We start from the raw sequence: 17,308 nt of genomic DNA on the forward strand, positions 1-17,308 counted from the left end.
ACTGAAAAATGGGAGTAGGTCTACCGGTAATTTCCCGTTAAGGAAATGTGCAGCTTGATAGTAAATTGCTGTATAGTAAGCGGGTTTTTAACCAATTTAGGTGGTAACGCGGAAGCAAGCCTTTCGTCCTTTAATAGGATGAAAGGCTTTTTTTATTTTAAACGTATAGGGGGATATTATTATGTCAAACGACATGGCAGAACTGTTATTTCCGGATGTCCAGCAGTTACCGGCAGATATTTATTCACTATATCCGCCGAGGAAGTTGCCTTCATCTGCTTTGGTAACACGCTTTGCGCCAAGTCCAACTGGTGCATTGAATATTGGTGGTCTTTACGCTACCTTAATATCCGAAAGTTTAGCCCATCAAAGTGATGGAGTCTTTTTTCTGCGTATTGAAGATACAGATAAAAAACGTGAAGTTAAAGGCAGCATCGAAAACATCATCCAGTCATTGTTATTTTTCGGGATTCATTGCGATGAAGGACCTCAGCTTTCAGGTATTGATAAGGGGGCTTACGGACCCTATAAACAAAGCTCACGAATACAAATCTATAAAGTTTTTATGAAACATTTAGTCCAGAATGGATTAGCATACCCTTGCTTCTGTGATACCGACGATTTACAAAAGATAAGAATAAATCAGCAAAACCTAAAAGTAACAACAGGTTATTATGGCAGATGGGCTAAACATCGAGATATTTCTTATCAAGAAGCTAAGGAAGAAATTTCAAATGGTAAACCTTTTGTTATTAGACTTAAATCCCCGGGGTCATCAGATAGGAGAATAACCTATCATGATTTAGTGAAAGGCCCGATTGATTTACCGGAAAATGAACAAGACATTGTTATTATGAAAACGGATGGTTTACCAACCTATCACTTTGCTCATGCCATAGATGATTATCTAATGGGTACAACCCATGTCATTAGGGGTGATGAATGGCTTTCATCCGTGCCTATCCATATTCAGTTATTTGAAATCCTAGGTTTTCCAATACCAAAATACGGACATATTGCCCCAATAATGAAGCAAGTCGGAGCTACTAAACGAAAATTTAGTAAACGAAAAGATCTAGATGGTACCGCTGAGTATTATAAAGAACAAGGCTACCCCGGAATGGCCATAAGTGAATACTTCATGAATCTCATCAATTCTGACTTTGAAGAATGGAGGATGACAAACCCTGATAAATCATTTAGAGATTTTTATATCCATACTGATAAAATGAATGCCAGTGGTGCATTATTAGACATGAAGAAACTGGGTGACACTAGCAAGGATGTTATCGCTAGGCTCACAGCTAAAGAAGTATTTGACCATTTATACAATTGGTCCAAGGAATATGATTCTGCGCTTTATACTTTAATGGATAAGAATAAAGACTACACTATAAATATTTTAAATATTGGTCGGACAAATAGGAAACCAAGAAAAGATTATTCAAAATGGTCAGATGTGTTGCCAATGATTGCTTTCTTTTATGACGAATTGTTTGAAATGGATATATTAAGCGGTTATAAGTTACCTACTAATGTAAGTCTTGATGTTGCGAAAGAAATTATACTAGGATTTAGCAGAACATATAGGTTTCATAATGAAAAAGATGCTTGGTTCCACGGAATTAAAGAACTTGCCGGAGAACTTGGATTTGCCAAGGATATGAAGCAATATAAAGCTAATCCAAATAAATACAAAGGACATGTTGGGGATGTAGCGATGGTCATTAGGGTCGCTCTCACTAATAGAACCAATACACCTGATTTGTTTGATATTATGAAAGTAATGGGTGAAAAAAGGGTTCTTTTAAGAATGAAGGCATTTTTCAGCCAATCCATTGAGTGATCCTTTTATTTTTAAGATAAGTGATAGTTGTATCCATAAGGGCTCATGACAAAATAACAGGCCAAAATTGGAATAATACAATTTTGGCCATCCTTTTTCTGTCATTCGACTTTCGTTTCCATTTACATCGTGGTTATACCTAACCTAGTACCTGGCGAAGTACTCTTACAGCATGAAGCACTGCTTTTTTCCATATTCATAAGTACCTGTTTGCAAAATAAAAACCTAACCATTCCATCATAACACTTCATTTCCACCGGAATACCAGCTGCTCTCCGTTTCTAAGCCTAGACTTCACCCTCATCGAGAAGAGAATTAACTTGGCGGTGAGTACAAGAGGCATCCATTAAATTCTTCCGCCAAGATTGGCGAAGCATATAGGTGCGGCCACTAAATAATGGTTAGTTCCAAAAGCACCACACGGTTTCCACTGTCATATCAATCCTTCAGCATGTCCTTTATGGGTGCTACAAGCACTTATGTCATTCATCGAGAACAATGGCCTCTTTATACATCTTGCTTTGTAAATACGCTAATTTTTTCGCCATCACTTGAGGTGAATCTTTAAAATCTTGCTGTATCCAATATATAAAAAAACCAAGGCTTCCATATGTTAAGAAATAGTTTAGTGCAGGAATCTCAACCTCCGTTTTCTCATCTAGTGTTAGTTCAGTTTTAGATACTTGAACTAGGCTTTCACAAAATTGATTCTGCGATCCTGGTAGCACTTCGCCTTTTAAAATGAGCGAAAAAACGAATTGATTTTGATAAATAAATTCAAAAATAGGAAGATGTCGGGTATCATCATCAGATGAAAAGCGCTCTAAATTTCGATAGCTTTCACGAAAGTGCGCAATTAATTCTTTTAAATAATCATCAAATATCGCTGCTAATAAACTTTGTAAGTCCTTATAATGCGAATAAAATGTTACCCGATTGCATTGGGCGTATTGCGTTACCTCTGTAATGGAGAGACTGTTTAGCTCCTTTTCCTTTAATAATTCCAATAATGCTTTTTTTAACTTATTTTGCGTACGAGCATAGCGGCGATCATTATTCCCCATAGGTTATTGTTATCCCCCAATACTTTTTAATAGGTTTATTTTTACATATATTATGACATTAATTTTTTTAATTGGACAACATTCATAATTTCTGTTAATTTACAAATGTAGTTTATTTTTTTGTTCACTATTATTGATTCATTGGAGGGATAAGGTCATGACCCGTTTAGAGGGGAAAATCGCTATTATTACAGGTGCTGCTCAAGGTATGGGGGCATCACATGCACGTAAGTTTATCGAAGAAGGCGCTAAAGTCGTTTTAACGGATTTAAATGAAGAAAAGGGAAAAAACCTTGCGGCAGAACTCGGCAAAAACGCTTTATTTGTTAAACACAACGTTACTAGTGCCGATGATTGGGCAAATGTGGTGGCTGAAACAGAAAAAACATTTGGCCCGGTAAATATCTTAGTTAATAATGCAGGTATTACAATGGCGAAATCAATGTTAGAAGTAACGGAAGAGGAATACCGCCGAATCGTAGATATCAACCAAGTTTCTGTCTTTTTAGGAATGAAAGCAGTTATTCCAGTCATGCAAAAAGCTGGCAGTGGCTCCATCGTCAATATATCATCAATGAATGGAATGGTTGCGGGGGCAATCGGTTATACCGATACAAAATTTGCGGTACGTGGTATGACAAAAGCAGCCGCTATGGAGTGTGCTCATTACGGAATTCGTGTAAATTCCGTGCACCCTGGTGTGATTGCAACACCAATGGTGGTTCAAGAAGATACAAAAGCAGCAGTGGAAGAATTCTCTAAACATATTCCTCTAAAACGTGTTGCACAACCAGAAGAAGTTTCAAGCTTAGTAGTTTACTTAGCCTCTGATGAGTCAAGCTATTCAACAGGATCCGAATTCATCGTTGATGGCGGATTAACAGCCATATAATATAAACGCCAATCCTAAAGAACCCCTTTCCGCTTTAAATTGGAAGGGGTTCTTTTGTATATAAAATAATTTAATTAAACAATGTTCTGTTAAATTGAATGCTTTATATGGAACAACTAATTACATTCCAATATCACAGCAAAATAGCCTCTTTCCATTTTGCCTATATTGCTATTTACTCTGACCTTAAATACATTATTTAGTACAGTTGAGGCTAAACTGCCACAAGGAAATTTTTCAGATATAAATAATCATTTACCATTTTTACATATATTTTTTTCATCATCACTTATGATACGAATAAGAATATTGATGTTTTAAGAAAACCTGTTTGGTTTTAATTGTTCCTTCCTACACGCTTTCCAATGCCAAAGGTGTAATAACTGATGGAAACCAGTGCCAGAAAAACAATCCCCACAATAAGCGATACACGGGTATCTTTATTAAACAACATGGCTATTAATACTAGAACCAGAAAAGCGATGGTCAGATAGTTAGATATTGGGGTAAAAGGCATTTTAAATGGATGATTTGCCATTTTATCACCTTTTGCTTTTCTGAATTGAATCTGGCTAATCAGAATAACAAACCACGGAATCATCCCTGGAAGTACACTGGCACTATATACGTAGACGAATAAATTTTTAGGTGCAATATAACTTAAAATAATGCCCACTGCTAAACCAATCAGTACACCAATCGTACTTAAAAGGGGCACTCCATTTGAAGATAGTTTTGTAAAGATTTTTGGTGCTTGTCCATTAACGCCCAATGTGTAAAGCATCCTGCCTGCACTATAAATCCCACTGTTACATCCAGACATTGCCGAAGTGATGACAACAAAGTTAATAATACCTGCAGCCGCAGTAATTCCAAACTTTGCAAATGTAGCAACGAAAGGACTGCCAATTGAATTCAACTGGTTCCATGGGTATACTGTCACAATCACAAAGATGGCCCCGATATAAAAAATTAAAATCCGCCAAATAATGCTTTGGGTCGCTTTTGTTAACGTTTTTTGTGGATCTTTTGCCTCTCCAGCTGTAATCCCAATTAATTCAACACCCTGATATGCCCCCATAACAAGTGACAAGGCAAAGAGAAATCCTGACCAGCCGCCTGTAAAGAAGCCGCCATGTTTCCAAAGGTTTGCCAGCCCAGTTGGGGTTCCTCCATTGCCAAATCCGAAGAATATGAGTCCAACCCCCGCAACAATCATAACTAAAATAGTGACGATTTTTATTAAAGAAAACCAAAATTCAAACTCACCAAATGATTTAACCGAAATTAGATTGGCTGCCCCAAGGATTACAAAAGCAATTAATCCCGGAATCCAAGCCGGCAGATGAGGAAACCAATACTGCATGTATGTCCCAACCGCAATAATTTCCGACATACCGACAATTACCCATTGAAACCAATTGCTCCATGCCGTTAAGTACCCTGCCAGCGGATGGATATACTTATAACCAAATGTTGCGAAGGAACCTGTGCTCGGCTCCACATATAACATTTCTCCCATTGCCCTCATAATAAAAAAGATAAAAATCCCTGCCAGCATATAGGCAAGCAGTACAGATGGCCCCGTCCATTGAATGGTACTTGCTGAACCCATAAATAAACCAACACCAATGGTACCACCCAACGCAATCATCTGAATATGTCTCGATTTTAAACCTCTTTTTAATTCTTCCTTTTCCACTTTGTTTCCCCCTTGTTGTGCCTATCTATTCATCTGAATTATTATTCAATTATAATATTATTCTGTAAAAAAGTTCAATTGTATTTTTCAAGAAGACAAATACTCATCCGGCTTTCGTAAATAAAAGGGTTAAAATTATATTGAATTCTAGGATAATTTTCCGATTGGAATACCAAATTTCTAAATAGTAAGTGGGAATTGAAAAGGCCTAAAATGCAGAAGATTATTACCTCTAAGAAGAAAAGTACAGTTTAACAGTTTTCCAGAATCAGAAGAAATTGCTTGGTAAAAAATAACTTTTCAGTGGCAGCGGAGGTAGAGTTTTTTTAAACGCTTCCATTACAGGTCAAGGTTGTAACTTATCTTCATATTGCCCTGAACAATTGTTTGAAACCCTTATGGGACACAAAAATTGTAAATGGGAAATAAAAATATGAGAGACTTATTGGAAAACGAATAAAACAATATGAAAAGAAGTAAACGAATGAATAAATTCCATGACAAAACCATTACCAGATGCATGTTGTTCAATTGTTACTTCAAGGTGCCCAAGACCAAGTAATTGCGGATAACATTGCAGAATGGTTTGCCAATCCTACACAAAAGCGTATAAGGGTTCTCCTACATAAAAATGACGTGTCAAAAAGACACGTCATTTTTATGTATCTATTTCTAAAAGATCAGGGTTTTTGCACTCACTGTTGTAGAGACGTGCACCTTTACATAATATCTGCTACTTTGACAAGTGACTTTCCAAGATTTGCTCCTTTAAATAAGTCAAGGAAGGCATCAATAATATGGTCGAATCCTTCTGTAATGGTTTCTTCATATTTAAGTTTTCCCTCGTTTAACCATGCAGCTAGTGCTGCGCCACCTTCTTTAAATCGATTAGAGTAATCTCCGAGTGTGAAACCTTTCATAAGCGCACTAGTTTTTATGAGATAAGTTTGAACACGAGGACCCATATCAATATTTACATTATTATATGAAGAAATTGCCCCGCAAATTGGAATACGAGCATACTTATTAAGGAGTGGGAATACAGCATCAGAAATGGATCCCCCAACATTATCAAAGTAAATATCAATTCCGTTAGGACATGCTTTTTCTAATGCACTTGGAACATCTTCCTTTTTATAATTGATGGCTGCATCAAATCCAAGTTCATTTAAGAGGTAGCGACATTTTTCCTCCGACCCGGCAATTCCAACCACACGAGTGCCTTTGATTTTCGCAATTTGTCCAACGGTCGATCCCACCGCACCAGCAGCTCCAGATACAACTACGGTTTCTCCTGCTTTTGGTTGACCAATATCAAGCAGGCCAAAATACGCTGTTAATCCTGTCAATCCAATAATACTTAAATTCGCTGTTACAGGGGCTTGCTTCGGATTAATTCTCCGAATCTCCTTCTCATTTGCAACTGAGTATTCCTGCCAGCCAAGATTACCTATTATCACATCTCCTGTAGCAAATTGTTCCGATTTTGATTCTACTACTTGGCCAATCACTCCACTTGTAATGACCTCGTTTAATTGAAAGGGAGGAATATATGATTTTGCATCCTGCATCCTTCCACGTAAATACGGATCAACTGAAATATATATGGTACGAATCAGCACTTCACCATTTGATGGTGTTCCAATTGGTGCATCGATAAAAGCAAAATCCTCCATCTCTGGCATCCCAATTGGACGTTTTGCAAGCTTAATTTGTTTTTGCATCTTGGTCATATTTACTCCTCCATTTGGTAAGGTTAAGGCACTGTTATTTTTTAGTTATGCATAGTCTTTTAAATGACGTATTCCGTTCTCAACTCTAACAATTGATTGAATCAAAGGATAAATTAATAGTATACACTTGATATTTTTTATGTCAAAAGAAATACCTCTTTATTTTCTGCGTTTAGGTTTAACCCGAAATGAGCAACTTTAATATTGAAAGAATAACAAATAGGTTTTTAAAAGAAATTAGGAACCCTATTAGAAAGTCTCGAATCTTAAACTTCAATTAATAAAAATGATTATCCCAATAACACCAATTAACAAGGAAAGCAAATAGGCCACGTCTTTTGTCATTACTTCAGTGGTTTGATAATATGTTCTATCCCTTGTACCCGTAAAACCACGTACTTCCATTGCAATGGCAATTCGTTCTGATTTTCTAATTCCTTGCGTAAATAGTGGTAACGCGTACCTCATAAAAGATTTCCAACTATTTTTTTGCTTGTATCCTCTCACTTTATGAGCCGTTTTCATTTGGTTAAATTCAGATTGGAATAGCGGGATAAATCGAAACCCTGCTAACAGCCCATAAGCCCATTTAGGCGATAGTTTGCATTGATGTATTAAACTCATAATAAGTAATGTTAAGTCTGTTGTTGAAGTAAATAACATTCCATACGTTACAAACCCTAACATTCTTAAAGAAATCGTTAAGCCATGATTCATACTTTCCACGGTAATATGGAACCATGCCCATTTCCAAATTGTTTCTTTCCCTTCCCCAAAAGCCGCCATCATCCAAAATACAAGAATAAAAAATCCCAAGTATGGAAGCAGCCTTTTTAAAAGGTACCTGATTCTCCATCCTCCTAAAAATATCCCAATGAATACCCCAAGTATCCAAATCCAAAACGTTACTTTTGGATTTGGTATGGTCATCAACAGAAACATAACTAACAAATGAGAGAGTAATTTAACAGAAGGGTTTAAGAAAGCGAGAAAAGAATGATTTGATTTCATACCAAAGCCCGCTCCCCTCTTGCATGCATTAACTGGTAGTGAAGTGGGGGAATGATCTCTGCCTCACTTAAAATATCTTGATTAGAAAATAATCCATAGGGTGTCCCTTGATAGGAAACTCTTCCGTTGTTAAAGAGAATGACATGATCAGAATAAGTATCAACTAAATCCATATCGTGAGTTACCATTACAATGGTTGTTCCTTGTTCCTGTCTATCCTTTAATCGCTTAATCAATTCATTAGCTGTTTTTTCATCTTGACCGAATGTTGGTTCATCAAGTAATAATAAAGGCTGATCAAACAATAACATGGTTGCAACACTTAACCTCCGTTTTTGTCCTAAACTTAGGGTAAAAGGGTGAGAATTGTGATATGACTCCAGTCCAAACTCCTGTAACAGTTGAATTGTTTTGGCATAAATCTGCTCTTCTTTCCAATATCTTTGTCGGCCACCAAAGGCAATTTCCTCAAATACTGTATCTGTTATAAATTGAAGCTCTGGATTTTGAAAAACAAAACCTACTTTTTCGTATAATTCCCTTTCCGGCCATTTTTTAAGTTTCGTATTTTCAAAATAGATCTTCCCATTTTTTATTGGCTCTAAACGTATCAGACTTTTTAAGAAAGTGCTTTTTCCACTTCCATTTGCTCCAACAATGGAAACCCAATCACCTTTATGGATGTCTATATTAATGTCCTTCACTATTGTCTTCTTTCTATAACCAATTTCTACATTTTCTGTTCTAATCAAAGTATCCTTATTCATTCTTACTTGAGGATTACGTTTTAGCATTTTTGACAGTTTAATAGAAATAGGATGTGAAGCATTCTCCACAATATCCGTCCATTTGTATGGGAAGAGTTTAGGGCGCCAAATTCCTGCTTCTATCATTTCATGTTTATAATTAAGCAAAATTTCTTCTGGCTTTCCATCCGCAATAATGCTTCCGCTCTCATTTAACAAAATGACTCGATCCATCCATTCGATGCAGCCATCTAGAACATGTTCAACAAATACCATCGTTTGGTTCGTCAATTGTGATATTTGTTTCAATAAATCAAATATCTCTATCCTGCCGGCCGGGTCAAGTTGGGCTGTTGGTTCATCAAAAAACAATACTTCGGGTTCTAATGCTAATAAACTGGCCAATGCCAATCTTTGTCTCATTCCACCAGAGAGAGTTTCAATGGGTGTTCTCCTATCAACCTTTAAGCCCACTTTGTCCATTAACTCTAAGATGATTGGTTCCATTTCATTTCGGGGTATCGATTGATTTTCTAGACTAAAAGCGATTTCTTCATCAACCCGAAGCATACAAAATTGAGAATCCGGCTCTTGAAACATAACACCTGTCTGACTCCTAAGAAATACTTCACCACTTACTTCTGCCTCAACATGCTCAGGAATGATCCCTGCAAGAGCGGAAATTAATGTAGATTTCCCACTCCCGCTTGGTCCTAGTATTAATACTTTCTCTCCTTTTTCTATCGACAAAGTAATATTATTTAGTACCTTTTCAGAACGATTATAGAATCGAATAGAAAGATCTCTACATCCGAGAAATATTTCCATGTATGTCATCCCTTTTTCGTTTTTCCTTCATCAATTCATACTGTCCTAAAACTCCTGTTTTAGCCAGTCCATCCACTATTACCTTCGCTAACCAACCACCCAGAATGATTCCACTTATAATATGAATTCCTAATGTCGTAAAAAATACTCCTGTAGTGTAAAATCCATAACCATTAGCTAATATGTTGTAGATCATTCCCATAACCGCGGCTAAGGCGCCAGAAAGCATTAACGTAATAAGGTTGAAGCGCTTGTATCTAAATATGGCAAAGGCAATTTCGGATCCAATACCTTGAAAGACTCCTACTAGCAAGGCCGAAAGACCAAAATGACTTCCCGTTAATAATTCAACAGCAGCTGCCATAACCTCAGCAATAAAAGCAGCACCTGGTTTACGAATAATATACGCTACTATTGGACTAGCAATCACCCAAATTCCAAACATAAAACCTGCACCTACGGGTCCCACTAATGCAGAAATCGGTATCCAAAGTGTGGACCATCCTAAATAAATAACTCCGCAAGCAACGGAAAGAATGACTGTTAGTACTACCTCCTTCGTCTTCCAGATCATCTTTTCACCATCTCCATTTTTATTGGCCATTCCTCAAGTTTATAGGCCATATCCCAAAACATATACTCAAGTTGACAACTAATTAAAAAATGTTCTTTCATCCTTGCTTTTTCCTTTTCCGTTGCTTCTTTTGCCCATTCATTTATGCGGGTACAAAATTTGGTTGTAATCGAATCTGTCCGATTACCATAAAAATGAATCCATTCATAAAATGGATGAGAGTGATCCGGTTTAACCTCATTTAATAGTCTCTTTCCAATTTCCCAATATGTCCATGGACATGGCAATAAAACTGCCAGAACTTCCCCTAATGTTCCCTCATGAGCAACGGTCAACATATGACGTATGTAATGGAGGGCAGATGGTGATAGTGGAAATCCTTGCAGCTCCTCGTATCGAACACCCGCTACCTGACAAAAATTATTATGTGGATGGGTCTCACTGTTTAAAATAAATGATATCTGCTGATTAAACATCTCCATATCTTCACGATTCTCACATTTTGCAACGGCCATACCATAGATTCTGATAAAGGAATTTAAATACTCAAAATCCTGTTTGACATAATGAATTAGCTGTTCCTTTCTTAGATTACCGCTGGCAATTCCTCGTACAAAAGGATGCTCAAAGATAGCATCAAAGATAGGATTTGCTTCTTTCCTCAATTCCGCTGAAAAACCCATAAAATTTTCCTCCTCTTTGGTAATTGCGGGAAGACTTTAAATGGAGCAATTAATGCTACAAATGAAAAAAGCCACTCCAAAAATGGAGCGGCCGAATATTAGTATATACTCGCACATCGACTCCACTTCCCTACGCTAGTATGAACTAGATCAGGTTCAAAGGGTCCAGAGCAACTCTGTCTCAGCCAGTAATGGCTCCCCTAGTGGTCTTCCTATTAATATTCACTTTACACACGCTTTTTAATTAAGTCAATCACATTGAAAATTTATTGTTCTTAAGTATTAAAAATAATCCAAACGACTCATGTAGTAATGGAGTTGGAGAGTTGAAAATAGTAAAACCTCACTTGCTTATGATATAACTCACCATAATTTATCCAATTGAGATTGCTATTGTTTATTTAAAGTACATAACTTAATTAAATAAAGATTTATGGCAAGCATCATTTCGGAAACACTATCTTTCCAGATAGAGCCTTTGCACAAATCCTCGAGCTTTCCTTTGACCCACCCTCTTTGCATGCATACCTATTTCGATTTCTGCTTTAGGTGAGGATAGCTGCTTGGAATACATAGCCATTATCTCCGACTCAATTAATGAAAAAGATCTTCCTAGTTGTAACTATTTCAGCTTAAAATTCCTCCTTAAGGTGGCTGTTTTAAGTTGTTACGGCAAGGCTTGTAGATGCATGAACATTGTATTTCAAGAATTTCCTATAAATTAAGCTCTAACAAAATAACTATCCCTAAGATCAATTTAATGGGAAATTTTCCGTGTCTCCATCTACATTAGGGAAAATCAATTTGCATTTTAGTTGAACTTACATTAGTAATTAAATTATCTTTCTTCTTAGAGATATTAATTAAACCTGAAAAGGCAATGGGGTGAGAAATAAGATGTTAATTTTCGACCAAAATATCCCGAGTGAATACTGGAATGCCATTATTACAAATGACGAATCATATGATGGACTTTTTTTCTATGGGGTTATGACAACTAACATTTATTGCCGTCCTTCCTGTAAATCGAAAGAACCAAGAATGAAAAATGTAGTAATATTTCATAACCAAGATGATGCTGTTCACCACCAATTCCGCCCATGTAAAAGATGTAGGCCCGACTTATTGATACATCCAAATGAAGAAATCTTAAATGAGCTCGTTGAATGGATAGACCATCATTACCATGAGTCCATAACATTAGAAAAGCTAGCTTCCATAAGTAATATAAGTCCATTCCACCTGCAGAGAATATTTACGCTTTCAAAGAAGATGAGCCCGCTTAATTACATTAACAAGGTCCGCCTAGAGAACGCCACATCCTTTTTAATAAACACAGATAAAAGCATCACTGTTATTGGAATGGAAGTAGGATTTTCGAATCCCTCCTACTTTAGTACATTTTTTAAAAGAGAAACAGGATATACTCCTGTAATGTTTAGAAAAAAATATAAAACAAAATCATGAAAATATAACAGCAAGAATTTGAAAGTAATCGTCCTCCTGAAAATAATATACTTACTTTGCATCAAAAATAGATGGAGGACGTGAAGTCATGCATAAAACAATTGATTCTAAAATATTTTATTTTGGAACCCCAGTTGTCCTGATTAGTACGTTAAATGAAAATGGTACTCCTAATTTAGCTCCGATGTCATCTGCATGGTGGTTGAATCAGTCATGTATGCTGGGGATGAGCGGAAATTCCCAGACTGTCACAAATTTAATAAGAGAAAGAGAATGCGTTTTAAACTTACCTTCAGCAGCATTAGTCGGTGCTGTTGATAAGTTAGCTCTAACTACTGGAAAAAAACAAATACCAGAAAAAAAACGAAACATGGGTTATGAATATGTTGAAGATAAATTTGGAAAGGCTGGCCTTACTACAAGTCCAGCTCAAGTTGTGAAAGCACCCGTTGTACATGAGTGTCCTGTTCAGCTAGAAGCAATTGTTAAGAACATTCATTCATTTGATGAACCTAGTGCAATCAAAGCGATAGAAGTGGAGATAATAAAAACCCATATTGACGAATCTATTTTAATAGCAGGCAAGAAAAATTACATTGATCCTGAAAAATGGAAGCCTCTTATCATGAACTTCTGTGACTTTTTTAGTTTAGGAGTTAAAATACATCCTTCCCGGCTTGCAAAACCATTTATTTCTCAATATGACAATGATTAAAAGGGGAAGAAGATATAAAGGCAAGCACGATTTTAGAAATCAGACTTGCCTTTCTTCCCTGACTAGCTATTGTCTCCTGTATCCTTCTCCAAAAAACTCATTTTTTACAGAAGCAATCAAGTGAGTTAATACCATAATTCCCTGTGAAGTGATGGTTTCCCAAATGGGTAGATGTGAGCCATATATATGGAAAACTATTGATTTATCATGTACTTTGATTTGTTAGCTGCAGTGCGTGTATGCTCTCACCAAGGAATTTAAATACTAAAGAGTAAACTATAATGCTCGTTACTTAAAAAAAGTGCCCCAAAAGTATTGATTTCAGGAGCACCTACTATTTTTCATGACTAATTATCTAAACTGGCAAACACTTTGTGAATTTTGTTATAAAGATGTTTCCAACTTTCGGATAAGCTTGCAAGTTCAGATAAACTCTTCATATAAAGCTTAATAATAAACTTTCCAAGCTTACTTCTAGGATTTGTTTCAAGCGTATCCATAATCTGCTGCAATCTTTCATTCATAACCTTGACCGTTTCCACTTCAAATTCATCATTAGTATAATCATATGTGGCATGTTCATACGCATCTTTAAGATCAAAAGGTGCAGTTAATATATAAACAATGGAAGAAACAATTGGTTCAACAATTTGCGGATTACTTTCCCTCATTTCCGGTGAAACCTGGTTTAACACAACAGTTTCTAATTTATTGATTACCTCTGACATTTAATTGACACCTCATTTTATAAAAATATTTGAACTTTGTATTCTGGCTAAAACAATCACGTATGATAAAAAGAAACTGCATTAGCATCTTTTCAAATTTCATCATGATTATACAAAAAGCTACGCACATTTTTATACAATTTAAAAAAAATAATTTTCCAGCAAGGGTGTGTTCTGCACTTAAGGAAAATACACCGCTTTTTATAATGGGGGAATGAATCATCATTTACTTATGGTACGGTTCACCCCGAATAATCCTAAACGCCCGATACACCTGCTCCACCAACACCAACCTCATCAGCTGATGTGGAAATGTCATTTTCGAGAAGGATAACCTTTCATTTGCACGTTGCATAACCTCGGAGCTTAGTCCAAGCGAGCCGCCTATCACAAATGCAATTTTGCTTTTTCCGTATGTGGCAAGCTTGTCCAGGTCGTCAGCAAGTTCCTCTGAAGTTTTCATTTTGCCTTCTATTGCCAAAGCAATCACATGGGTATCTTGGCTGATTTTTGTTAGGATTCGTTCTCCTTCTTTTTGTTTGACTTGTTGCATTTCCGTATCACTTAAAATTTCCGGAGCTTTTTCATCTGGAACCTCGATGATTTCCACCTTTGCATAGGCAGTAAGTCTTTTTAAATATTCGTCAATTCCTTGTTTTAAATATTTTTCTTTAAGTTTTCCAACTGCAATAATTGAGATATTCACAATTCATCCCCACTTTACAAACAGATTACAAACATGATATCCACAGAACTTATCCACATACCCACAAAATGTATCCACATTTTGTATAGGAATATTCGTTCCCCACAATATATATAATCGTATTCACAGTTGTGGATAAGTGCTTTAGGCCCAAGTTTTAGACATGAAGTCTGAAATTTCGCGTAAAATCTAATTCTTTTTACCTAAAAAATGTATGAGTTCAAAAATATATACATCTCATCATACCATAGTTTTTTATCCACAAAAAAATGCAAGGAATGATTTATCCCCTGCATTTTTCGTTTATCCACATGTGATTACATTCTTGACTCATTTGACAATTTTACCGATACCTCTTTTAACTTACCGCTTCGGTAGAAGGTAATTTTCATTGTATCTCCTGGTTTTTTCTTGTCATATAGATATTTTCTTAATTCAAGAATATCACTTACTTTATGTCCATCTAATTTCGTAATAACATCTAACTCTTTCAAGCCAGCTGCTTCTGCTGGTGAATTGCGAACAACGGATTCAATCATGACACCATCTGTCACATCTTTTGGTAAGTGTAAGGTTTCTTGTTGGTGATATGCTGGGATATCACTTACATCTTGTAAAGTAACACCAATGGATGGTCTTGTAATTTTTCCAAACTTCTCAAGCTGTGTAATGATTGGCTCTACATATTTAATTGGGATAGAAAATCCGATTCCCTCAACGGCTTCTTGAGCGATTTTCATAGAATTTATTCCAATTACTTGTCCAGCAATATTAATAAGTGCTCCACCACTATTACCAGGGTTAATCGCTGCATCGGTTTGAATGACTTCTGCTTGCCAATCCTCTACACCGTCATTATTAATATCCATTGGCACTGTACGGTTTACACCAGAAACAATCCCTTGTGTAACAGACCCTGCAAATTGTTCTCCTAATGGGTTACCAATTGCAATAACAGGCTCTCCTAGCTTCAATTTGTCAGAATCCCCAAATTGAGCAACAGTAGATACTTTCGAGCCATCTACTTCTACGACTGCTAAGTCAGTCCATACATCACTTCCCAATAATTTTGCTGGAAGCTTTGTGCCGTCTGATAAGGTTACTTCTAATTGATCTGCACCTTCAACTACGTGATTGTTTGTGACAATATAAGCTTTTCCGTTTGCTTTCTTATAAATGACGCCAGATCCTGAACCAGCTTCTTGTTCACTAGATCCACTTTTCCCCTGGCCACCAATACTGCCATCCTGTGTCCAGAAGCCTTGCGACTGAATATTGGAGATACCAACAACTGCCTTCTCCGCATTATTTACGGCTTTTGTCACATCGGTTGTAACATTAAGAGATACATTTTTCCCTTGTACGTTATTTTTGTTTGTAAAAGCAGTTGTAGCTTCTTGATTATCCTGGTTATTTGATAATTTACTACTTATATTTGGGACTACCAGCAATACAAGCAGTGCACCAATAATAACCCCAATTAAACTTGACAGTAGGTAACCACCTTTCCCCCTTTCTTTTCGGTAACGGCTTTTTTCTTGATCATCTGAATCATAATAACCCATATCAATCATTCCTTTCCCTGAAAAGGTGACCTCATATTATTTTACCTTTATATGCATTTATTATAATCAGCATTTATTAAAAATTAATTAAAACCTCATAAGAATTACCATTTTTTCTGTTTTTTATGTCTACATTGTGTATAGGTATGTAAAATAAGATTTATTATGGTTTTAAAAAAAGGTGGAGCGAAAAAATTTATTCCTCTCTCCACCTTTTATTCCCGAGACTACTATTCTTGTAAACCATTTTTTATACTGCCGTTAATGGAGTAGGAAGCTTAGGATCTGTATCATATAGATCAAAGGATTCCCCCACTATGAAGCCTTTTGATTGCAATGTTTGAGTAACACTCATACGGGCCAAATCCTTTAGATTATTATCCAAACTTAGATGCGCTAGGTAAATTCTCTTTGTCTGATCCCCGATGCAATCGCTCATAGCCACTGCTGCGTCTTCATTCGAAACATGTCCAACATCACTTAAAATACGTCGTTTTATATTCCATGGATACCGCCCCATTCTAAGCATTTGTACATCATGATTACTTTCAAATATATATACATTTGCATTTGATATGATGCCTTTCATACGATCACTTACGTATCCTGTATCCGTAATCAAAACTAATTTCTTATTATCTTGGTGAAATACATAAAACATTGGTTCCACAGCATCATGAGAAACGCCAAAGGATTCGATGTTTAGCCCACCAAATGATTTTACTGTTTCCATATCAAAAGTAAACTTTTGATCAGTAGGAATTTCACCAATTAATCCGTCCATGGCAGACCATGTTTTTTGATTAGCGAATACGGGCAAATGGTATTTTCTTGCGAGTACCCCTACCCCTTTTATATGATCACTGTGCTCATGTGTTACAAGTATTCCGTCTAAATTTTCTATTTTGCGATCAATTTTTTGAAACAAGGCTTCCATTTGACGCCCGCTAAAACCAGCATCTACTAAAAAAGAATGTTCATCTGTTTCAACATATATCGCATTTCCTGTGCTCCCACTAGAAAGCACACTAAAATGCAAGGACATTTT

General features: G+C 36.3%; 15 protein-coding genes, 1 riboswitch and 1 other annotated feature (1 of these 17 running past the window's edge). Of the genes, 4 read left to right on the forward strand and 11 right to left on the reverse strand.

The window, feature by feature from the left end:
- Positions 1 to 134, forward strand: a binding site (T-box leader); it begins 105 nt to the left of the window's first position.
- 47 nt (positions 135 to 181) lie between these two features.
- On the forward strand, positions 182 to 1,846 hold the full coding sequence (gene gltX / locus CWO92_RS18980; protein WP_101355788.1) for a glutamate--tRNA ligase: 1,665 nt from the start codon (positions 182 to 184) through the stop codon (positions 1,844 to 1,846).
- A 482-nt stretch (positions 1,847 to 2,328) separates the two neighbouring features.
- On the opposite strand, the gene CWO92_RS18985 is transcribed toward gltX, so the two are convergent.
- Complete coding sequence (locus CWO92_RS18985) at positions 2,329 to 2,910, reverse strand: TetR/AcrR family transcriptional regulator (RefSeq protein ID WP_101355789.1); 582 nt, start codon at positions 2,908 to 2,910, stop codon at positions 2,329 to 2,331.
- A 157-nt stretch (positions 2,911 to 3,067) separates the two neighbouring features.
- On the opposite strand from CWO92_RS18985, the gene CWO92_RS18990 reads away from it, so the two are divergent.
- Positions 3,068 to 3,802: a glucose 1-dehydrogenase gene (locus tag CWO92_RS18990; protein ID WP_101355790.1), complete on the forward strand. Its 735-nt coding sequence runs from the start codon at positions 3,068 to 3,070 to the stop codon at positions 3,800 to 3,802.
- 337 nt (positions 3,803 to 4,139) lie between these two features.
- Here the strand turns inward: CWO92_RS18990 and CWO92_RS18995 are convergent, their stop codons facing one another.
- From CWO92_RS18995 to tenA, 6 genes are all read right to left on the reverse strand, one after another.
- Positions 4,140 to 5,504 carry an amino acid permease gene (locus tag CWO92_RS18995; RefSeq protein ID WP_101355791.1) on the reverse strand — a complete coding sequence of 455 codons (1,365 nt, stop codon included), beginning with the start codon at positions 5,502 to 5,504 and terminating at the stop codon, positions 4,140 to 4,142.
- Positions 5,505 to 6,223: 719 nt separating this feature from the next.
- The gene (locus CWO92_RS19000; protein WP_101355792.1) at positions 6,224 to 7,237 is read right to left on the reverse strand and encodes an NADP-dependent oxidoreductase; all 1,014 of its coding nucleotides are present in this window, start codon (positions 7,235 to 7,237) and stop codon (positions 6,224 to 6,226) included.
- Positions 7,238 to 7,510: 273 nt separating this feature from the next.
- Entirely contained in the window at positions 7,511 to 8,248 is a 738-nt protein-coding gene (locus CWO92_RS19005; RefSeq protein ID WP_101355793.1) for an energy-coupling factor transporter transmembrane component T family protein, read from the reverse strand.
- Positions 8,245 to 9,822 (reverse strand): ABC transporter ATP-binding protein, encoded by a 1,578-nt coding sequence (locus CWO92_RS19010; RefSeq protein WP_101355794.1) that lies wholly within the window; start codon positions 9,820 to 9,822, stop codon positions 8,245 to 8,247. The genes CWO92_RS19005 and CWO92_RS19010 overlap by 4 nt, the downstream gene beginning before the upstream one ends.
- Entirely contained in the window at positions 9,800 to 10,396 is a 597-nt protein-coding gene (locus CWO92_RS19015) for an ECF transporter S component (RefSeq protein WP_101355795.1), read from the reverse strand. The genes CWO92_RS19010 and CWO92_RS19015 overlap by 23 nt, the downstream gene beginning before the upstream one ends.
- Positions 10,393 to 11,079, reverse strand: coding sequence for a thiaminase II (tenA, locus tag CWO92_RS19020; RefSeq protein ID WP_101355796.1), 687 nt, complete (start codon positions 11,077 to 11,079; stop codon positions 10,393 to 10,395). Before tenA ends, CWO92_RS19015 begins: the two co-directional genes overlap by 4 nt.
- Before the next feature lie 110 nt (positions 11,080 to 11,189).
- A riboswitch (TPP riboswitch) is annotated at positions 11,190 to 11,291 on the reverse strand.
- Between the two features lie 685 nt (positions 11,292 to 11,976).
- Between tenA and CWO92_RS19025 the strand changes: the two genes are divergently transcribed.
- Positions 11,977 to 12,546 carry a bifunctional transcriptional activator/DNA repair enzyme AdaA gene (locus tag CWO92_RS19025; protein WP_101355797.1) on the forward strand — a complete coding sequence of 190 codons (570 nt, stop codon included), beginning with the start codon at positions 11,977 to 11,979 and terminating at the stop codon, positions 12,544 to 12,546.
- A gap of 88 nt (positions 12,547 to 12,634) precedes the next feature.
- Positions 12,635 to 13,261, forward strand: a complete 627-nt coding sequence (locus CWO92_RS19030) for a flavin reductase family protein (protein WP_101355798.1) — start codon at positions 12,635 to 12,637, stop codon at positions 13,259 to 13,261.
- A 347-nt stretch (positions 13,262 to 13,608) separates the two neighbouring features.
- On the opposite strand, the gene CWO92_RS19035 is transcribed toward CWO92_RS19030, so the two are convergent.
- From CWO92_RS19035 to CWO92_RS19055, 4 genes are all read right to left on the reverse strand, one after another.
- On the reverse strand, positions 13,609 to 13,989 hold the full coding sequence (locus CWO92_RS19035; protein ID WP_101355799.1) for a hypothetical protein: 381 nt from the start codon (positions 13,987 to 13,989) through the stop codon (positions 13,609 to 13,611).
- 226 nt (positions 13,990 to 14,215) lie between these two features.
- The gene (gene rlmH / locus CWO92_RS19045) at positions 14,216 to 14,695 is read right to left on the reverse strand and encodes a 23S rRNA (pseudouridine(1915)-N(3))-methyltransferase RlmH (RefSeq protein WP_101355801.1); all 480 of its coding nucleotides are present in this window, start codon (positions 14,693 to 14,695) and stop codon (positions 14,216 to 14,218) included.
- A gap of 317 nt (positions 14,696 to 15,012) precedes the next feature.
- Complete coding sequence (locus tag CWO92_RS19050; RefSeq protein ID WP_101355802.1) at positions 15,013 to 16,260, reverse strand: S1C family serine protease; 1,248 nt, start codon at positions 16,258 to 16,260, stop codon at positions 15,013 to 15,015.
- 250 nt (positions 16,261 to 16,510) lie between these two features.
- Positions 16,511 to 17,305: an exodeoxyribonuclease YycJ gene (locus CWO92_RS19055; RefSeq protein ID WP_101355803.1), complete on the reverse strand. Its 795-nt coding sequence runs from the start codon at positions 17,303 to 17,305 to the stop codon at positions 16,511 to 16,513.
- Between the last annotated feature and the right edge of the window lie 3 nt (positions 17,306 to 17,308).

It is taken from the genome of Heyndrickxia camelliae (assembly GCF_002844575.1).
GTDB lineage: Bacteria > Bacillota > Bacilli > Bacillales > Bacillaceae_C > Margalitia > Margalitia camelliae.